Source organism: Halococcus saccharolyticus DSM 5350 (genome assembly GCF_000336915.1).
In the GTDB taxonomy this organism is placed as follows: domain Archaea; phylum Halobacteriota; class Halobacteria; order Halobacteriales; family Halococcaceae; genus Halococcus; species Halococcus saccharolyticus.
Map to the genome: position 1 here is coordinate 189,464 of NZ_AOMD01000030.1, position 14,321 is coordinate 203,784.

16 protein-coding genes are annotated in these 14,321 nt (G+C 67.0%); 7 read left to right on the top strand and 9 right to left on the bottom strand.

Annotation, left to right across the window (positions count from 1 at the left end):
* Window positions 1-17: 17 nt before the first annotated feature.
* The 3 genes from C449_RS14555 to C449_RS14565 all read right to left on the bottom strand — a co-directional run bounded on the left by C449_RS14555 (window position 18) and on the right by C449_RS14565 (window position 2,064).
* On the bottom strand, window positions 18-1,103 hold the full coding sequence (locus C449_RS14555; RefSeq protein ID WP_006078799.1) for a DHH family phosphoesterase: 1,086 nt from the start codon (window positions 1,101-1,103) through the stop codon (window positions 18-20).
* Window positions 1,104-1,164: 61 nt separating this feature from the next.
* Window positions 1,165-1,593: a universal stress protein gene (locus C449_RS14560; RefSeq protein WP_006078800.1), complete on the bottom strand. Its 429-nt coding sequence runs from the start codon at window positions 1,591-1,593 to the stop codon at window positions 1,165-1,167.
* Window positions 1,594-1,617: 24 nt separating this feature from the next.
* Window positions 1,618-2,064 (bottom strand): universal stress protein, encoded by a 447-nt coding sequence (locus tag C449_RS14565; RefSeq protein WP_006078801.1) that lies wholly within the window; start codon window positions 2,062-2,064, stop codon window positions 1,618-1,620.
* Window positions 2,065-2,221: 157 nt separating this feature from the next.
* Here C449_RS14565 and C449_RS14570 point away from each other — a divergent pair, with 157 nt between their 5' ends.
* Window positions 2,222-2,737: a universal stress protein gene (locus C449_RS14570; protein WP_193790598.1), complete on the top strand. Its 516-nt coding sequence runs from the start codon at window positions 2,222-2,224 to the stop codon at window positions 2,735-2,737.
* Window positions 2,738-2,798: 61 nt separating this feature from the next.
* Here C449_RS14570 and C449_RS18140 read toward each other — a convergent pair whose 3' ends face one another.
* From C449_RS18140 to C449_RS14580, 3 genes are all read right to left on the bottom strand, one after another.
* Window positions 2,799-2,936: a hypothetical protein gene (locus C449_RS18140; RefSeq protein ID WP_161606462.1), complete on the bottom strand. Its 138-nt coding sequence runs from the start codon at window positions 2,934-2,936 to the stop codon at window positions 2,799-2,801.
* 70 nt (window positions 2,937-3,006) lie between these two features.
* Window positions 3,007-3,525 carry a GNAT family N-acetyltransferase gene (locus tag C449_RS14575; protein WP_006078803.1) on the bottom strand — a complete coding sequence of 173 codons (519 nt, stop codon included), beginning with the start codon at window positions 3,523-3,525 and terminating at the stop codon, window positions 3,007-3,009.
* On the bottom strand, window positions 3,522-3,884 hold the full coding sequence (locus C449_RS14580) for a universal stress protein (RefSeq protein WP_006078804.1): 363 nt from the start codon (window positions 3,882-3,884) through the stop codon (window positions 3,522-3,524). Before C449_RS14580 ends, C449_RS14575 begins: the two co-directional genes overlap by 4 nt.
* Before the next feature lie 109 nt (window positions 3,885-3,993).
* Between C449_RS14580 and C449_RS14585 the strand changes: the two genes are divergently transcribed.
* Entirely contained in the window at window positions 3,994-4,863 is an 870-nt protein-coding gene (locus C449_RS14585; protein WP_006078805.1) for a DUF5806 family protein, read from the top strand.
* A 4-nt stretch (window positions 4,864-4,867) separates the two neighbouring features.
* On the opposite strand, the gene C449_RS14590 is transcribed toward C449_RS14585, so the two are convergent.
* A complete protein-coding gene (locus C449_RS14590) occupies window positions 4,868-5,329 on the bottom strand; it encodes a DUF7529 family protein (protein ID WP_006078806.1) in 462 nt (153 codons plus the stop codon).
* 82 nt (window positions 5,330-5,411) lie between these two features.
* Between C449_RS14590 and C449_RS18885 the strand changes: the two genes are divergently transcribed.
* From C449_RS18885 to C449_RS14615, 5 genes are all read left to right on the top strand, one after another.
* Window positions 5,412-7,895, top strand: coding sequence for a dipeptide ABC transporter ATP-binding protein (locus tag C449_RS18885; protein ID WP_006078807.1), 2,484 nt, complete (start codon window positions 5,412-5,414; stop codon window positions 7,893-7,895).
* 60 nt (window positions 7,896-7,955) lie between these two features.
* The gene (locus C449_RS14600) at window positions 7,956-9,752 is read left to right on the top strand and encodes an ABC transporter substrate-binding protein (RefSeq protein ID WP_006078808.1); all 1,797 of its coding nucleotides are present in this window, start codon (window positions 7,956-7,958) and stop codon (window positions 9,750-9,752) included.
* 118 nt (window positions 9,753-9,870) lie between these two features.
* Window positions 9,871-10,923, top strand: a complete 1,053-nt coding sequence (locus C449_RS14605; protein WP_006078809.1) for an ABC transporter permease — start codon at window positions 9,871-9,873, stop codon at window positions 10,921-10,923.
* Between the two features lie 22 nt (window positions 10,924-10,945).
* Window positions 10,946-11,917, top strand: coding sequence for an ABC transporter permease (locus C449_RS14610; RefSeq protein ID WP_006078810.1), 972 nt, complete (start codon window positions 10,946-10,948; stop codon window positions 11,915-11,917).
* 3 nt (window positions 11,918-11,920) lie between these two features.
* Entirely contained in the window at window positions 11,921-12,265 is a 345-nt protein-coding gene (locus C449_RS14615) for a DUF7268 family protein (RefSeq protein WP_006078811.1), read from the top strand.
* Here the strand turns inward: C449_RS14615 and C449_RS14620 are convergent.
* Both C449_RS14620 and C449_RS14625 read right to left on the bottom strand, forming a co-directional pair.
* Window positions 12,254-13,543: a dihydroorotase gene (locus tag C449_RS14620; RefSeq protein WP_006078812.1), complete on the bottom strand. Its 1,290-nt coding sequence runs from the start codon at window positions 13,541-13,543 to the stop codon at window positions 12,254-12,256. The genes C449_RS14615 and C449_RS14620 overlap by 12 nt on opposite strands.
* A gap of 24 nt (window positions 13,544-13,567) precedes the next feature.
* Window positions 13,568-14,278, bottom strand: a complete 711-nt coding sequence (locus tag C449_RS14625) for a lipoyl protein ligase domain-containing protein (protein ID WP_006078813.1) — start codon at window positions 14,276-14,278, stop codon at window positions 13,568-13,570.
* Between the last annotated feature and the right edge of the window lie 43 nt (window positions 14,279-14,321).

Below are 14,321 nucleotides of genomic sequence, written 5' to 3' on the forward strand. Positions count from 1 at the left end.
CGTTATTAATTTACGGTCTACTGACTCGTCTCTACTCCTTTGTCGGCCAACCGCTCGAACGCCCCGAGAATCACCTGTTTCGTCACTGCGCCGCGGGTCGTCCAGTGGTGGGCGTAATCCAACATGTCGTCGTAGATGTCGGGTTTGCAGCCAGCGGCCTTCGGGTGACCGCCGCCGTTGACCTGCCCCGCGACCTCGTGACACCGCTCGAAGGTCTCGGTGCCGCGGATGCTCGCCGACCCCGAGGGTTTGACCACCACGGCGGCGTCGGTACCCGCCTCCCGCAGCGCTTCGGCGACTTCGTTCTGTGAACACCGGCCGTAGGTCACGCCGACGGTCCACGGCCCGATCTCGTGGGTTTCGGCCCGCTCGACCGCGCGCTCGATCAGCGCCTCCTTCTCGACGCGTTGTTCGGCGAGGTATTCCTCGACCTCGGGGGGGAGGTCCGGGCCGTGCTCGCGGACGATTCCCACGTACTCCTCGGGATCGCTCCAGTACGCGAAGTCCGCGAGATCGTCGCTTCGCGGGTCCTCCCGGAGCCAGAGGTCGTGGTCGCGGGTCACGGTGGCGAGCTCCGCGTAGAGGGGATCGAACTCGTGATCGAGCGCAGCCAGCGTCACGTCGGCCGAGCACTCTTCCTCCGAATCGCCGACGACGAGCTCTGCACCCGCTGTACGGACCCGCTCTGTGGTCTCGTCGGCCCACTGGTGGTGGTCGAACCACTGCACGCTCGCGGCCCGTTCGATCAGGCGCTCGAACTGGCCGGCGATGTAGCGGTATTCGTCGGGACAGAGGTCACAGACGAACACCCGCGCGCCGGGTTCGAGGTGATCGGCCACCCGATCGAGTGTGTCGCTCAGGTCGTGGGGACTCGTCGGCACCAGCGCCCCAGTCCCGAACGCCTCGCGGACGAACGCGACGCAGGCTAGCCCGTCGGCGTCGGGATCGGCGAGCACGACGGTATCGGCCCCCGCGAGCGCCTCGCGCACCTCGCGATCGGCCCGCTCGGCGTCGAACGAGTCGGGATAGAAAAAGCCCTCGCCAGGAAGGATGGATTTCCGAGCGAGGTCGAGGCGGTCGTCGTCGATGAGTCGGTCGTTCATGCCCGTCCCACGCTACCGTGGCCGAAGAACCCCTCGGTCCGCCGGGCGACGGATGTACNCACTATATGGCGTCGAGCTGGCGCACGGTGAGGACGGGGACCGGACAGCTCCGAACGACAGCCTCGGCGACGCTCCCGAGGACGAACCGGTGTTCGCCGTGGCGGCCGCGCGTCCCCGTCGCCACGAGATCGGCGTCGTGCTCGCGGGCGTACGTGCCGATCTCGTTCGCGGGCCGTCCCTCCCGAACCGCGGTCGTCACCGTCCGCCCGCTCGCTTCGCGGATGTCTTCGAGTGCAGTTTCGCCGTCGGCTTCGAGCGCCGTCCGGAGGCGATCGCGGACGTCGTCGGGTGCGGCGGAGACGTCGCTCTCCTCGACGACGTACAGTGCGTGGACTTCGGCCTCGAACCGGCGTGCGAGGTCGAGCGCGACGCTGACCGCCCGCGAGGCGCTCGCCGAGCCGTCGGTCGCGATGACCACGGTGTCGATCATAGGTCGGGTATCCGTCGGCGGGGCTTAAACGGTGGTGACCGTCACCGCACCGTCGAACTCTAGGATCACCGACTGGGTGAGGTCGCCGAACAGCGCTTTTCCCGTCGGCGAGCGCTTCCGGCCGCTGATGAACAGGTGATCGCAGTCGCGCTCGGCAGCGACATCCAGGATAGTCCCCTGTTTGTCACCGAGCGCGCCGACGGCCTCGTACTCGATGTCGAGCCCCTCGAAGACCTCACGGCCGATGTCGGCGGCGAACTGGCGGGCCCCGTCGCGCGCTTGATCGACGCTGTACTCCGTGTCGTAGTTCGGAATGCTCGCGAGCGTGTTTGCTCGGTCGCTGAACTCCTCCTCGGTGGTGACGTGCAGCAGGAGCAGCTCGGCTCCGACGCCGGCGGCGAGTTCGCCGGCCTCTCGAACGAGCTGTTTGGTCTCCTCGGTGCCTTCGACGACGGCGAGCGCGCGCTCCATGCCCCGACCTCGCGTGGCGGGCCGTCCTAAATCCTCCGGTAATTCTTGCGGTCACGCATCCCAGCGGGATCGTGCCCGACGGCCTCCGATGAGCGACGATACCGTCCGATGCGAATCCGAGCCGAGCGCTTTTCAGGTGGGCCTGCGACGCCCGTATATGGACGCTACAGCCGACCACGACGATCGGGACTCGTCGGACGAATCGGTCGACGACGCCCGACCGCACACGAGCGACCCGTTCGACGTGACGACCGTGCTCGTTCCGGTCGACGGCAGCGACGAGGCGATGCACGCCGTCGAGTACGCGGTCTCAGTCGCCGAGCGCTACGGCGCACGGGTCCACGCCCTCTACGTCCTCGATCCGGAGACGGTCCGCCGGAGTGCCCCTGGTGAGCCTGACGACGACGCGATCGCCGCCGCTAGCGAGGGGTTCATGGACGCCGCTCGCGACGTCGCCGCCGACCGCGTCGAACTCACGCACTCCTCTGCGTACGGCTTCTCGCCCACGATGAAATCCCGTCATCCCGGGAGCGTGGTGCTCGACGCCGCCGCCGACGCCGAGGTGGACTTCGTCGTGGTCCCGCGCGAACCCGGCGGCGAGGCCAACGAACTCCTCGGGCGTGCGGCCGAGTACGTCCTCCAGTACGCCACCGAACCCGTCCTCTCGGTCTGAACTGTCGCCACGTCCGTCCTCCGGCGTCCCTCCTTCCTCCCTGCGTTCCGCTATCCGTAGCTCACATCGCTCGGTGGGCAGTCGTCCGCTCGTCCTCGTTGGGATGGGCGACCCGGATATGTCGACGGAGTGCAGCCTTGTCGTCGGAGTCGAGTTCGACGACGGTCTCACAGAACGGGCACTGTTGGTACGGCCCCATGACGACGATACCAGCCGACGGCTATTGAACCCTCGGGATGCTCATCCATACCATACTATCGGTGTCGCGGCTACAGCCTGATCGCCATCTCGATCTCGAAGCTCTCGCTATCGCAGGTTTCGAACCCGACCTTCCGGTAGAGCGCGATCGCGGCCTGGTTCCACCGCTCGACGGTGAGCCAGACACGTTCTGCACCCTCGCGACCGGCGTGGCCGAGCAGCGCCTCCAACAGTCGCGACCCGATCCCCGCCGCTTGGTGGGTGTCGAGTACGAAGATCGCGAGTTCGTGGCACGCGTCGCCGTCGGCCACGAGTGTCGCGTGGCCCACACAGGTGTCACCGTGGTACGCGACCACGTCGTACCCCGACCCGAGGATGGTGTCGAGCCACTCCTCGATCGCCTCCTCGTTCGCCGGCGGGATACCCTGGGCGCGGTCGGCGGGGTCGAACGCGACGTACATCTCCGCGAGCGCGTCGAACTCCTTGTCGTCGTACACCGATACCTCGATCTCGCGGCCGTGGGCGTCGGTGAACGTCTCCGGTGGCCGCTCGAACGGTCCAGCGGGTTCGTCGGGGTACGGTCGACTCATCGGGCGAGCGTCACCGACGTTTCGGCGTTCAACAGAACGAACTCGGTGGTGGAGTCGAGTCGGATCTTCCCCGTCGGCGATCGTTCGCCGCCGTCGACGACGAGGCGATCGAACCCGCCGTCGTCGGCCAGATCGACCAGTCCACCGCCGGCGTGGCCCTCGATCCGGCGGATCGGGGCCTCGATCCCCTCTCCGTCGAGCACCTCGCGCACCCGGCGTTCGATGGTCTCCGGCCGTTCGATCTCGCTCGCGACGATCGCCGCCGTGAGGTCGTCGCCGGTCTCTTTCACCCGCGCGACGGTGCGCTCGAACGCCGCGAACGCGCGCTCGGTCCCGTCGATCCCCACCAGGACGTTCATACCCGGGCCTGGCGGCCTCGGGGCAAAACCGTTGCGCCCGATCACATCCGCGTCGTGTCGCCACGCGCCCGTCGACACGCTTTTTCGCGCCCCGTTCGGACGCTCGACGATGACCGACGACTCTACGTCTCCCGACCGTCCCGAGCGCCCCGACGATGGCGAGCGCACGGACGAGACGCCAGCCGACGACGCTCACGGGTCCGTCACCGATGCAGCCGATAGAACGCCCGCTGACGGATCACCGGCCGACGAATCATCAGTCGACGAGTCGGCGACGACCGAATCGGAATCCGACGAATCGAGAACCGACGAACCAAGAACCGACGAGCCGGCTGACGACGCAACCACGGCTGGTGAGGACACGGAAGCGATCGACTCATCCGTTCCAGCCGATGTTCGGAAGTACGATCGCTTCACCAAAATGGACGGTGCGCGCTACGACCGCGCCAACGAGTTCCTCCGCGATCGGACGTACATCACCGCGCGCGAGTGGGCAATCGCGCGGCTGTGTGCCGATTTTCGTACGGAAACCGGCGTCGAGATGACCAAGATCGGCGAGCATCTCCCCGAGCTGGTCCCCTTCATGACCGATACTTACACTCCACAAGCGGTGAACCAGGCCCGGGCCGCCTTCGAGGAGAAGGTCCGGATGGCCGGTGCGACTTTTCTCTACGGCGCGATGAGCGATTTCTTCACCGCCGAGCAGTTGGACGACGTGATGTACGAGGCGACCGAGGTGGCGAAGTTCCTCTTGGAGGTCGAGGGCGTCGATCTCGCGGTCGAGGACGAGCTGGCGGCCGAAGAGCGGATTTCGAGCACGATGCGCGAGGTCCGTACCCAGAGCGCGGCGCTGCGCCACGACGACCTCACTTGTCCGCACTGTGGAGAGTCGTTCGAACCTGGCGACGCGGCCGACGAGGCGACCGCGGACGACGCCGCAACGGACGAGACCGAGGCCGACCCGAGCCCGTCGGGGTGACGGTTCAGTCCGCGAAGAAGAGGTCGGGGTCCTCGTAGGCGAAGGTTACGGCCTCGTCGTTTGCGAGCGGGCGGATGTGGGTGTACATCCGGCCCTCTTCGTGTGCCTGTCGCGCCATCTCGTCGGCTTTGCTTCGCTCGTAGTAGACCGGACAGCATATCGCCTGCTCGCTCGCCGGATCCTCGAGCACCGCGAGCGCGAACACGATGTCGGACTCGCTGGCGCGGTACACCTCGTAGGAATCGAACGTTCCCTCCTCGGCGACGTCGGCGAGGCGCTCGTACTCGTCGCCGGGCACGAGCACGTCGAGGCCGTAGCGCTCGCCGTCCAACACTGTCACGTCTCCGGGGTGGAGTTCGAGCACGTCCCAGCCCGCCTCGCGGTACTCCGCTGCCGTGGCTTCCATATCGCCCATGACCGCCTCCCAGGGTTCGACGACCCGATCGAACGGGTTGCTCTCGGACATACCCCGTGTCGGGACGGTGAGCACCAAAAGGATTCCTTTCGGTTGCGGCAAATGTATATACCACGGTTCCAAACGGCTCGACGTGACCGATCTACTCTCGATTGCGGGCCTGCGGACCGAGTTCGCCACCGAGCGGGGGACGGTGAAGGCGGTCGACGGGCTCGATCTCACCATCGAACCCGGCGAGACCGTGGGCCTCGTCGGCGAGTCGGGCTCTGGAAAGTCGGTGACGGCGCTGTCGGCGATGGGCCTCGTCGACGATCCCGGTCGTGTGGCCGACGGCACGGTCGAGTTTCACGACCGCGACCTCGCGCGATCGTTCGCCGACGACTACTCGGGGGAGTTCGCGGATCCCGAGGCGGGAACCGTCGACCTGACACGGGCACCGGAAGACGCCATGCGCACCGTACGAGGCGGCGAGATGAGCATGATCTTCCAGGACCCGATGACCTCGCTCAACCCCGCCGTCCCCGTGGGCGAGCAGGTCGCCGAGAGCCTCCGACTCCACCAGTACGGCGGCCGAAAGAAGGACTCGTGGTTCAACGCCGTCCGCGAAACCCTCCCCAAGACGGGCTCGGACATCGACGATGCCATTCTGGAGGACACGATCGAGATGCTCGCGGAGGTCGGTATCCCCGAGCCTGCCGCGCGGGTCGACGAGTACCCCCACGAGTTCTCGGGCGGGATGCGCCAGCGGGTGTTGATCGCCATCGCGCTCGCCTGTCGGCCCCAGCTCCTGATCGCGGACGAGCCGACGACGGCGCTCGACGTCACGATCCAGGCCCAGATCCTCGATCTCATCAACGACCTCCAGGACGAGTACGGGATGTCCGTCCTCTTCATCACCCACGACCTCGGCGTGATCGCCGAGACCGCCGACCGGGTCGCGGTGATGTACGCCGGCGAGATCGTCGAGGAAGGTCCTGTCGAGGAGATCTTCGCCAACCCCTCGCATCCGTACACCTACACGCTACTCGAATCCATCCCCCGCGAGGACACCGACCGGCTGACCCCGATCGAAGGGAACGTCCCCGACCTCGTCGATCTTCCCGATGGATGTCACTTCGCGCCACGGTGTCCGTGGGCCAAGCCCGAGTGTCGTGAGGGAGAGATTCCGTATCTCCAACACGGCCCCGAAGCGGTCGACCACCGCTCGAAATGTGTTCTGGAGAACTTCGATACGAGCGAGTACGGAGACGAAGCGGGTGCGGTGGCCACGAGCGAGTCCGCCCCCACCCAAGGAACGACCGAGGAGCCGCTGCTCGATGTCGACGGTCTCCAGAAACACTTCTCGCAGGCCGACGACCTGCTCGACTCGTGGCTCGCGCGCGAGCAGAAACCGGTCCGTGCGGTGGACGGCGTGGATTTCGAGGTGTACGAGGGAGAGACCCTCGGCCTGGTCGGCGAGTCGGGCTGTGGCAAGTCCACGACCGGCCGGACGCTCCTCCGACTGCTCGAACCCACCGACGGCCGGGTGGTGTTCGCGGGCGAGGAGCTCGGCGGCCTCGACAAGGACGGGCTTCGGGAGAAGCGCCGGGACATGCAGATGATCTTCCAGGACCCGATGAGCAGTCTCGATCCCCGGATGTCGGTGGGTGCGACCATCGCCGAGCCGCTGAAGATCCACGATCTCCCCGAGGCCGATCCCGACGACGACCGCTCGGGGAGAGAGCGACGCCGCGATCGGGTCGAGGAACTCATCGAAGCGGTCGGCCTCGAAATCGGCCAGTACGACCGCTATCCCCACGAACTCTCTGGCGGCCAGCGCCAGCGCGTCGGGATCGCCCGTGCGCTCGCGGTCGACCCCGAGTTCATCGTCTGCGACGAACCCGTCTCGGCGCTCGATGTCTCGGTCCAGGCGCAGATTCTGAACCTCCTCGAAGACCTCCAGGAGGAGTTCGGGCTCACGTTCCTCTTCATCGCCCACGACCTCTCTGTCGTCAGACACATCTGCGATCGGATCGCGGTGATGTACCTCGGCGAGATCGTCGAAGTCGCCGGGACCGAGGAGCTGTTCGCCGACCCCAAACACCCCTACACGCAGGCGCTGCTGTCGGCGATTCCCGAGCCCGACCCGTCGAGTGCGAGCGACCGTGTCACGCTCGAAGGCGACGTTCCGAGTCCGATCGACCCACCCTCCGGCTGTCGCTTCCGGACGCGGTGTCCGTCGGTGATCCCGCCCGACGATATCGACGTCTCTCAGGAAGCCTATCGCGAGGTGATGGACTACCGCGAGCGCGTCGAAAACCACGCGATCTCGGTCGAGTCGATCCGTGCGGAGGCTGACACTCGGGCGGCCGAGGCGGTGGCGACCGATGGCGGCCTCTCCGACGCGAAGCGCACGCTCTGGACACACTTCTTCGAACACGACGACGCGCTCGACACCGAATCGCGCGCGGTGATCGAAACCTCCTTCGAACACGTCGCCGACGACGAGTTCGACGAGGCCGCCCGGGTGCTCCGCGAGCGCTTCGAGAGCGTGTGCGAGCGCCAACACCCCACGCTCCAGAACGAAGCACATCCAGCGGCGTGTCACCTCTACGAGCAACCTGACCGCCAGACGTAGCCCGCGCCGAACGCAATTTTTTCCGGTAGCCTTATTATCTTCCTCTCGTCACTCATGCCCATGTCATCCGATGACGAGAGAAACAGACGATCTTTCCTGAAGGCCGCCGGCGGCGCGGCGGCGGCAACGGCGATCGCGGGCTGTCTCGGTGGTGGCGACGGTGGCAACGGTAGTGGTGGCAACGGCTCCGGCGGGGATACCGGCGGTGGCGGCAACGCGTCGGGCGGCGGTGCCAACGACTCCGCCGGCGGGAACGCGACCGGTGGCGGGAACGAAACCGGTGGAGACGGCAACCAGAGTGCCGGTGGTGGCGGCAGCGGCGGGACGCTCGTCTACGCTCGCGGGAGCCACTCCTCGACGCTCGACTTCCAGAACTCGACCAGCGGCGAGGTCGCGAAGGTCACCGAGCAGATGTACGACTCGCTGATCGGGTTCGTGCCCGGCGAGGCCACCCTCACTGAGGAGCTGGCGACCGACTACAGTCTCGAAGAGCAGGAGGCCACGCTGACGCTTCGGGAGGGCGTGACCTTCCACAACGGCGAGGAGTTCACCGCCGAGGACTTCGTCGCCACGTTCCGGCGCTTCACCGACACCGAGTACCAGTACTACGCGGGCGACGACTACGTGTCGGCGTACGGCCCGTTCACGTTCGGGGACTGGATCGACGAGATCTCGACCGACGGCGACTACAGCATGACGATCTCGCTGACCCAGAAGTACGCCCCCTTCCTCCGAAATCTCGCGATCTTCGCGGCGGCGATCCACTCGAAGGCCGCGATCGAGGACGACAGCATCGACCTCAGTCAACAGGCCGTCGGAACGGGTGCGTTCCAGCTCGAGAACCTGAACGACGGTCAGGGCGTCGTTCGGCTGTCGGCGTACGACGACTACTGGGGCGAAGGCCCGCAGGTGTCGGCAGTGGTCTTCGAGACCATCGGGCAGAACTCCACGCGCGCCCAGTCGCTCACCAGCGGCGAGGTCGACATCGCCGACGGGCTCGGTGCGCAGGCCTCACAGCAGGTCCAGAGCGCTCAGAACGCCGAACTCCGCTCGGTCGAGGGGATCAACACCGGCTACATGGCGTTCAACATGAACCGCGAGGTGTTCCAGAGCAAGCAGGTGCGTCAGGCGATCAGCTACGCCATCGACACCCAGGCGATCGTCGAGAACATCTACGCCGGCTTCGCCTCCCAGGCTGCCCAACCCATCCCGCCGAACGTGCTCGGTCACAACGAGGAGCTCGAACCGTACTCTCGCGACCTCGAACAGGCCCAGTCGCTGCTGGAGGAGGCGGGCTACGGCGACGGTTTCTCCTTCGAACTCGCGACGTTCCAGAACCCGCGGGGGTACAACCCCTCGCCGCTGCCGACCGCTCAAACCGTCAAGTCGAACCTCTCGGAGATCGGGATCGAGGTCACGATCAACCAGCAGTCGTTCGATCCGTTCCTCACGTACACTGCCGAGGGGCGACACGACGCCTGCTTCCTCGGGTGGTACACCGACAACGCCGACCCGGACAACTTCGCGTACGTCCTGCTCCACCCACAGGTCGAGGACAGCAAGCTCACCGAGGGTCAGGACTGGGTCAGCTTCGACACCGAGGGATACAACACTTCGAACCGTTCCGGGTGGGCGAACCGCGAGTACATGGATCTCGTCGAGCAGGGCCAGTCGACGTACGACGAGGCGGCTCGCACCGAAGCGTACACTCAGGCGATGCAGATCGCCCACGACGAGGCACCGTGGGTGTACCTCGACCACGCGAAGGAGCTCCGTGGTGTCGGCAACCGGGTGTCGAACTACACGGTCGCGGCGATCGGCGGCCCCTACCTCAATCTCGTCACACTCGGACAGTAGGCCGCCGCGTCACCCACCGGTCTGCCAGCGCTATGAGCGGTGCTGACCGTCTGAGGATGCCGAAATCGGGGGAATACGAGCGAGCAACTTTTACCTTTGCCGGACAGGGTTCGGCGTAATGGTATCGACGCGGTTCATCGCGAAACGGTTGTTGCTCCTCATCCCGGTGCTGTTCGGGGTCGCAACGCTGGTCTTCGCGATCCTTCAGCTCTCGCCGGGCAACCCGGCGCGCGCGATCGCCGGCCAGCGTGCGTCCGAGGAGTTCGTCAGACAGATCGAGCGCGAACTCGGGCTCAACGATCCGATCTGGGTGCAGTACGGCCGCTTTCTCACCGATGCGGCCCAGTTCGACCTCGGGGACTCGTACACCATCCAGCGCGACACGCCGGTGCGGACGATCCTCGTGAACAAGCTGCCGATCACGCTCGAACTCGCGCTCTACGGCCAGCTCATCGGCATCCTGCTCGGGATCCCCTTCGGGATCATCAGCGCAGTCAAACAGGACACCATCACCGACCACCTCACCCGCGTGGGTGCTCTCTCGGGCATCTCCATTCCGATCTTCTGGAGCGGGCCGCTCGTGATCCTGCTGTTCGCCCAGATCCTCGGGTGGCTCCCGACGAGCGGCCGGATCGACGCCCAGCGGTTCGCGATCGAGCCGATCACCGGGCTCATCACGGTCGACACGTTCATCCAGGGGATCCAGGCCACCATCGCCAGTGGGTTCGCGGTGAGCAACTTCGGGGCCTTCTTCTCGGCGGTCAGTCACATGATCCTGCCCGCAGCGACCATCGGCATCTACTCGATGGCGCTGATCTCGCGGATGATGCGGTCGTCGATGCTCGAAGTCATCAGGCAGGACTACATCCGGACCGCCCGCGCGAAGGGCCAGGGCGCGAAGATCACGCTGATGAAACACGGGCTCCGGAACGCGCTGATTCCGGTGATCACCGTCATCGGCATCCAGTTCGGCTCGCTCCTCGGCGGAGCGGTCCTCACGGAGACCGTCTTCGGCATCGGGGGGATCGGCACGCTCCTAGTGGAAGCGATCAACGTCGGCGACTATCCGGTGGTTCAGGGGACGGTGTTGGTGTTCGCGTTCCTGTTCACGCTCGTGAATCTGGGCGTCGACATCACCTACTCCGCGCTTGATCCGAGGATCCAACAATGAGACAGACATGGAGGGCACGGCGATGAGTACCGAAACGGAGATGGGAAGCGGTCGCACGCGCGGGGTCTTCGATCGACTCCGGGCGTCGCCGTTCCTCTCGGATCTCCTGTCGAACCGGCTCGCGCTCGCCGGTCTCGTCATCGTGTTCGGGATGACGGCGGTTGCGCTCTACGCGCGGCTGTTCCTCGATCTGGAGGCGATCTCGCTCACCCAGTTCGGCCAGAACCCGCCGCGACAGGCTCCTGGGTGGTGGGCGAACCTGTTCGGCAGCGGGGCGACGGCCACGACGGTCGGCTTCCTCGAATACCCGTTCGGCACCGACGGCCAGGCGCGGGACATCTTCCCGCGGGTGCTCTACGGCGCGTGGTACGCCATGCTCTACGGCACGATCACCGTCGCGATCTCGACGGTCGCGGGCGTCGGACTCGGGATCGTCGCCGCGTACTTCGGCGACGTCACCGACAACGTCGTGATGCGGACGATGGACGTGCTGCTCGCGTTCCCGTCGCTCCTGCTCGCGCTCGCGCTGGTCGCCATCTTCCCCGACGACCTGGGACTCTGGCGTGCGGTTGCCGCGCTCACGCTGGTCTACACGCCACGGTTCGCCCGCGTCATTCGCGGCGCGGCGCTCGCGGTGCTCGAAGACGAGTACGTCGACGCGACGGTGGCGCTCGGTGCGACCGATCCCAGGGTCATCGTTCGCCACATCCTGCCGAACTGCCTCGCACCGATCACCGTCCAGAGCACCCTGAACTTCGGGCTCGCGATCATCGACCTCGCCGCGCTGTCCTTCCTTGGGTTCGGTGCGCCGACCGGCACCCCTTCGTGGGGGCTGATGCTTTCCAATGGCGTGGAGCAGGGCCTCCTGACCGGCCAGTGGTGGTGGTCGTTCTTCCCGGGCCTGTTCCTCGCGATCACCGTCCTGGGATTCAATCTCCTCGGTGACGGGATGCGCGACGCCCTGGACCCGCGGATGCGTGAGGCCATCGACTGACCCGTGGCACTCGGTGCGTGGCTCCGCCCGCGGGTCCGACTACTCGCCACGGCGGGCGCGGTCGGATTCGTCGTGGGCGCGCTCGCCCTGTTCGCTCTTGCTACCGTTCGCACTCCGGAGTTCGCCAGCACCCAAATCTTCGCAGTCGGTGCGCTGGTGCTCGGTTTCGCGGTGCTCGGCTGGTCGGGTTCGGTGCTCGCCGGCAACGCCGTCGAAACCCTCCAGAGCCATCTCGATACTGACACCGGCTGGACCGAGCGCGACTCCCGGCGCGCGATGGCTCGTCTCACCGGGTTCGGTGCGGGCGTGATGGTCGGCGTGAGCGTCGCGACGGCGCTACTGCCCTGACCGGACGTTCTCGCCGACCGCCGCGCCGAATCGCTCCTCGTCGCCCTCGTCTCGACGATACACCGTCTCGCCACGCACCATCGTCCATTCCGGGAACACGCCTTCGAACCCATCGAACGGCGTCCACCCGCAGTCCGTCCGCAGTTCGGTTCCCCGGATCTCGCGGGTCGCGTCGGGATCGACGAGGACGAGATCGGCGTCCTTTCCGGCTTCGACTCGGCCCTTCCGCGGGAGGTCGAACACCGCGGCGGGGTTCGCAGCCGTGAGGTCGCGCACTCGTTCGTAGTCGAGCCGGCCCGCGCGCGCCTCCGCAAGTAGCAGCGGCAGCGCGGTCTCGACGCCCGGAACGCCGCTCGGGGCGTCCCAGATCCCGGCGTCTTTCTCCTCGCGAGTGTGGGGCGCGTGATCGGTCGCGATCAGGTCGACCGTCCCATCGGCGACACGCTCGTACACCCCTTTCCGCCGCTCCTCGCTCCGCAGCGGCGGATTCATCCGGCCGAAGGTGCCGAGCTCGTCCAGATCGTCGCGCGAGTGCAGGAGATGGTGCGGGGTCACTTCACAGGTCATCCCCGCCTCGCTCGCGACATCGATGCCCTCCGGCGTGCTCGTGTGGGCGATGTGGAGCTGTGCGCCAGCGTCTTGGCCGACTTCACACGCACGCTCGACCGCCACACGCTCGGCCTCCGGGATTCGGAACGCGCTCCACGCATCGGCGTCGTTACGATCCCTGGCTGACGTGTCGAACCGCGTCGCGTCCTCGGCGTGGACGGTGACAGCCACACCGCGCTCGGTCGCGGCCGTTACGGCGTCGGCGAAGAGGTCGGCGTCGATCCCCATCTCGCCCGTTGAATCCGCGAGGAAGACCTCACCGAGCGCGAACAGAGGTCGATCCAGCAGTTCGCTGGACCGCCAGTCGGATGTGACGCCGCCGTTGATGCCGAAATCCACGATCGAAGCGGCGGCCAGTTCTGACTTCTCGTCGAACGTTTCTCCGTCGACCGTTGGCGGCTGGGTATTCGGCTGGTCCACGACGGTGGTGACGCCGCCGGCTGCCGCCGCCCGGCTCCCGTTCGCCCACGTCTCCTTGTGGGGAAAGCCCGGTTCGCGGAAGTGGACGTGGGCGTCGATCATCCCCGGCAGCAGGAGCTTGCCGGCGGCGTCGAGTTCGGTTTCGTCGGCATCGGCCGATAGTCGACGCTCGACGGCGGCGATCCGCTCGTCCTCGACCCGGACGTCGCGTCGGCGGCCGTCGGCGAGCGTCGCGTTCGCGATGAGCATAGCTGCGCTCGACTGCCCGCGGGCCTAAGCCTCCCGGTCGTCGGCCGGCGTGGTCGTCTCGGTTGCCGCCGATTCGTCGTCGCTATCTCGGCAGCCCGCGACGAGTGCCTGCTCGATCGTGCGGGCGACGATCTTGGGGTCGGCGTCGCCGCCGGCACCCGAGACACTCCCGACCGAGTCTGGATCGAACGCCACGCCGAGGGCGTCGTAGATCGGTTCGAGCACCCCCGCTATCGCCGCGGTGTCGCGGGTCACGACGATCCCCGCGACGAGCGCCGCGTCGCTCCGCACGCGCTGGGCGAGACCCGCGATCTTGCCGTCGGCTTGGAGCGAGTGCGATCCCGGACAGAACGAGTCAGGTGGCTCGCCGTCGTGTGCCTCGACGCCGAGTCGGTCGAACGCGATCTTGAGGTCGGTCGTCGCGCGCGCGTAGCGCCGCTGGATCTCTCGCCCGTCGGCGGGTTCGGCCCGCGCGAACGCCACCGTCGAACCGGTGTACGCGACCGCGCGTCCACCGACCTCGCGCTCGACGGGTGGAAAGTCGTGGTCGGCGGCGATCTCGTGCGCCTGATCGTACCCCTCGGCACGGGCGTCGCGCCGACCGAACGCGACGTGGCGGTGGGGTGTCCACGCGCGTACCGCCGGCTCGCCGGTCGTTGCAGTGTGTGTGACCAGCTTGCGGGTGCGCTCGCGGTCGGTCTCGATGTCGGCCGCTCGCCCCTCGAAGACGCGCATGGTACAGGGAAGGGACGACGGGGCTAAACGCCCGCGCTTCGTC

Bases quoted from the DNA above. Each gene is read 5' to 3' on its own strand.
- C449_RS14555 (WP_006078799.1), bottom strand. From the start codon at position 1,103: ATGAACGACCGACTCATCGACGACGACCGCCTCGACCTCGCTCGGAAA.
- C449_RS14560 (WP_006078800.1), bottom strand. From the start codon at position 1,593: ATGATCGACACCGTGGTCATCGCGACCGACGGCTCGGCGAGCGCCTCG.
- C449_RS14565 (WP_006078801.1), bottom strand. From the start codon at position 2,064: ATGGAGCGCGCGCTCGCCGTCGTCGAAGGCACCGAGGAGACCAAACAG.
- C449_RS14570 (WP_193790598.1), top strand. From the start codon at position 2,222: ATGGACGCTACAGCCGACCACGACGATCGGGACTCGTCGGACGAATCG.
- C449_RS18140 (WP_161606462.1), bottom strand. From the start codon at position 2,936: ATGGGGCCGTACCAACAGTGCCCGTTCTGTGAGACCGTCGTCGAACTC.
- C449_RS14575 (WP_006078803.1), bottom strand. From the start codon at position 3,525: ATGAGTCGACCGTACCCCGACGAACCCGCTGGACCGTTCGAGCGGCCA.
- C449_RS14580 (WP_006078804.1), bottom strand. From the start codon at position 3,884: ATGAACGTCCTGGTGGGGATCGACGGGACCGAGCGCGCGTTCGCGGCG.
- C449_RS14585 (WP_006078805.1), top strand. From the start codon at position 3,994: ATGACCGACGACTCTACGTCTCCCGACCGTCCCGAGCGCCCCGACGAT.
- C449_RS14590 (WP_006078806.1), bottom strand. From the start codon at position 5,329: ATGTCCGAGAGCAACCCGTTCGATCGGGTCGTCGAACCCTGGGAGGCG.
- C449_RS14600 (WP_006078808.1), top strand. From the start codon at position 7,956: ATGTCATCCGATGACGAGAGAAACAGACGATCTTTCCTGAAGGCCGCC.
- C449_RS14605 (WP_006078809.1), top strand. From the start codon at position 9,871: ATGGTATCGACGCGGTTCATCGCGAAACGGTTGTTGCTCCTCATCCCG.
- C449_RS14610 (WP_006078810.1), top strand. From the start codon at position 10,946: ATGAGTACCGAAACGGAGATGGGAAGCGGTCGCACGCGCGGGGTCTTC.
- C449_RS14620 (WP_006078812.1), bottom strand. From the start codon at position 13,543: ATGCTCATCGCGAACGCGACGCTCGCCGACGGCCGCCGACGCGACGTC.
- C449_RS14625 (WP_006078813.1), bottom strand. From the start codon at position 14,278: ATGCGCGTCTTCGAGGGGCGAGCGGCCGACATCGAGACCGACCGCGAG.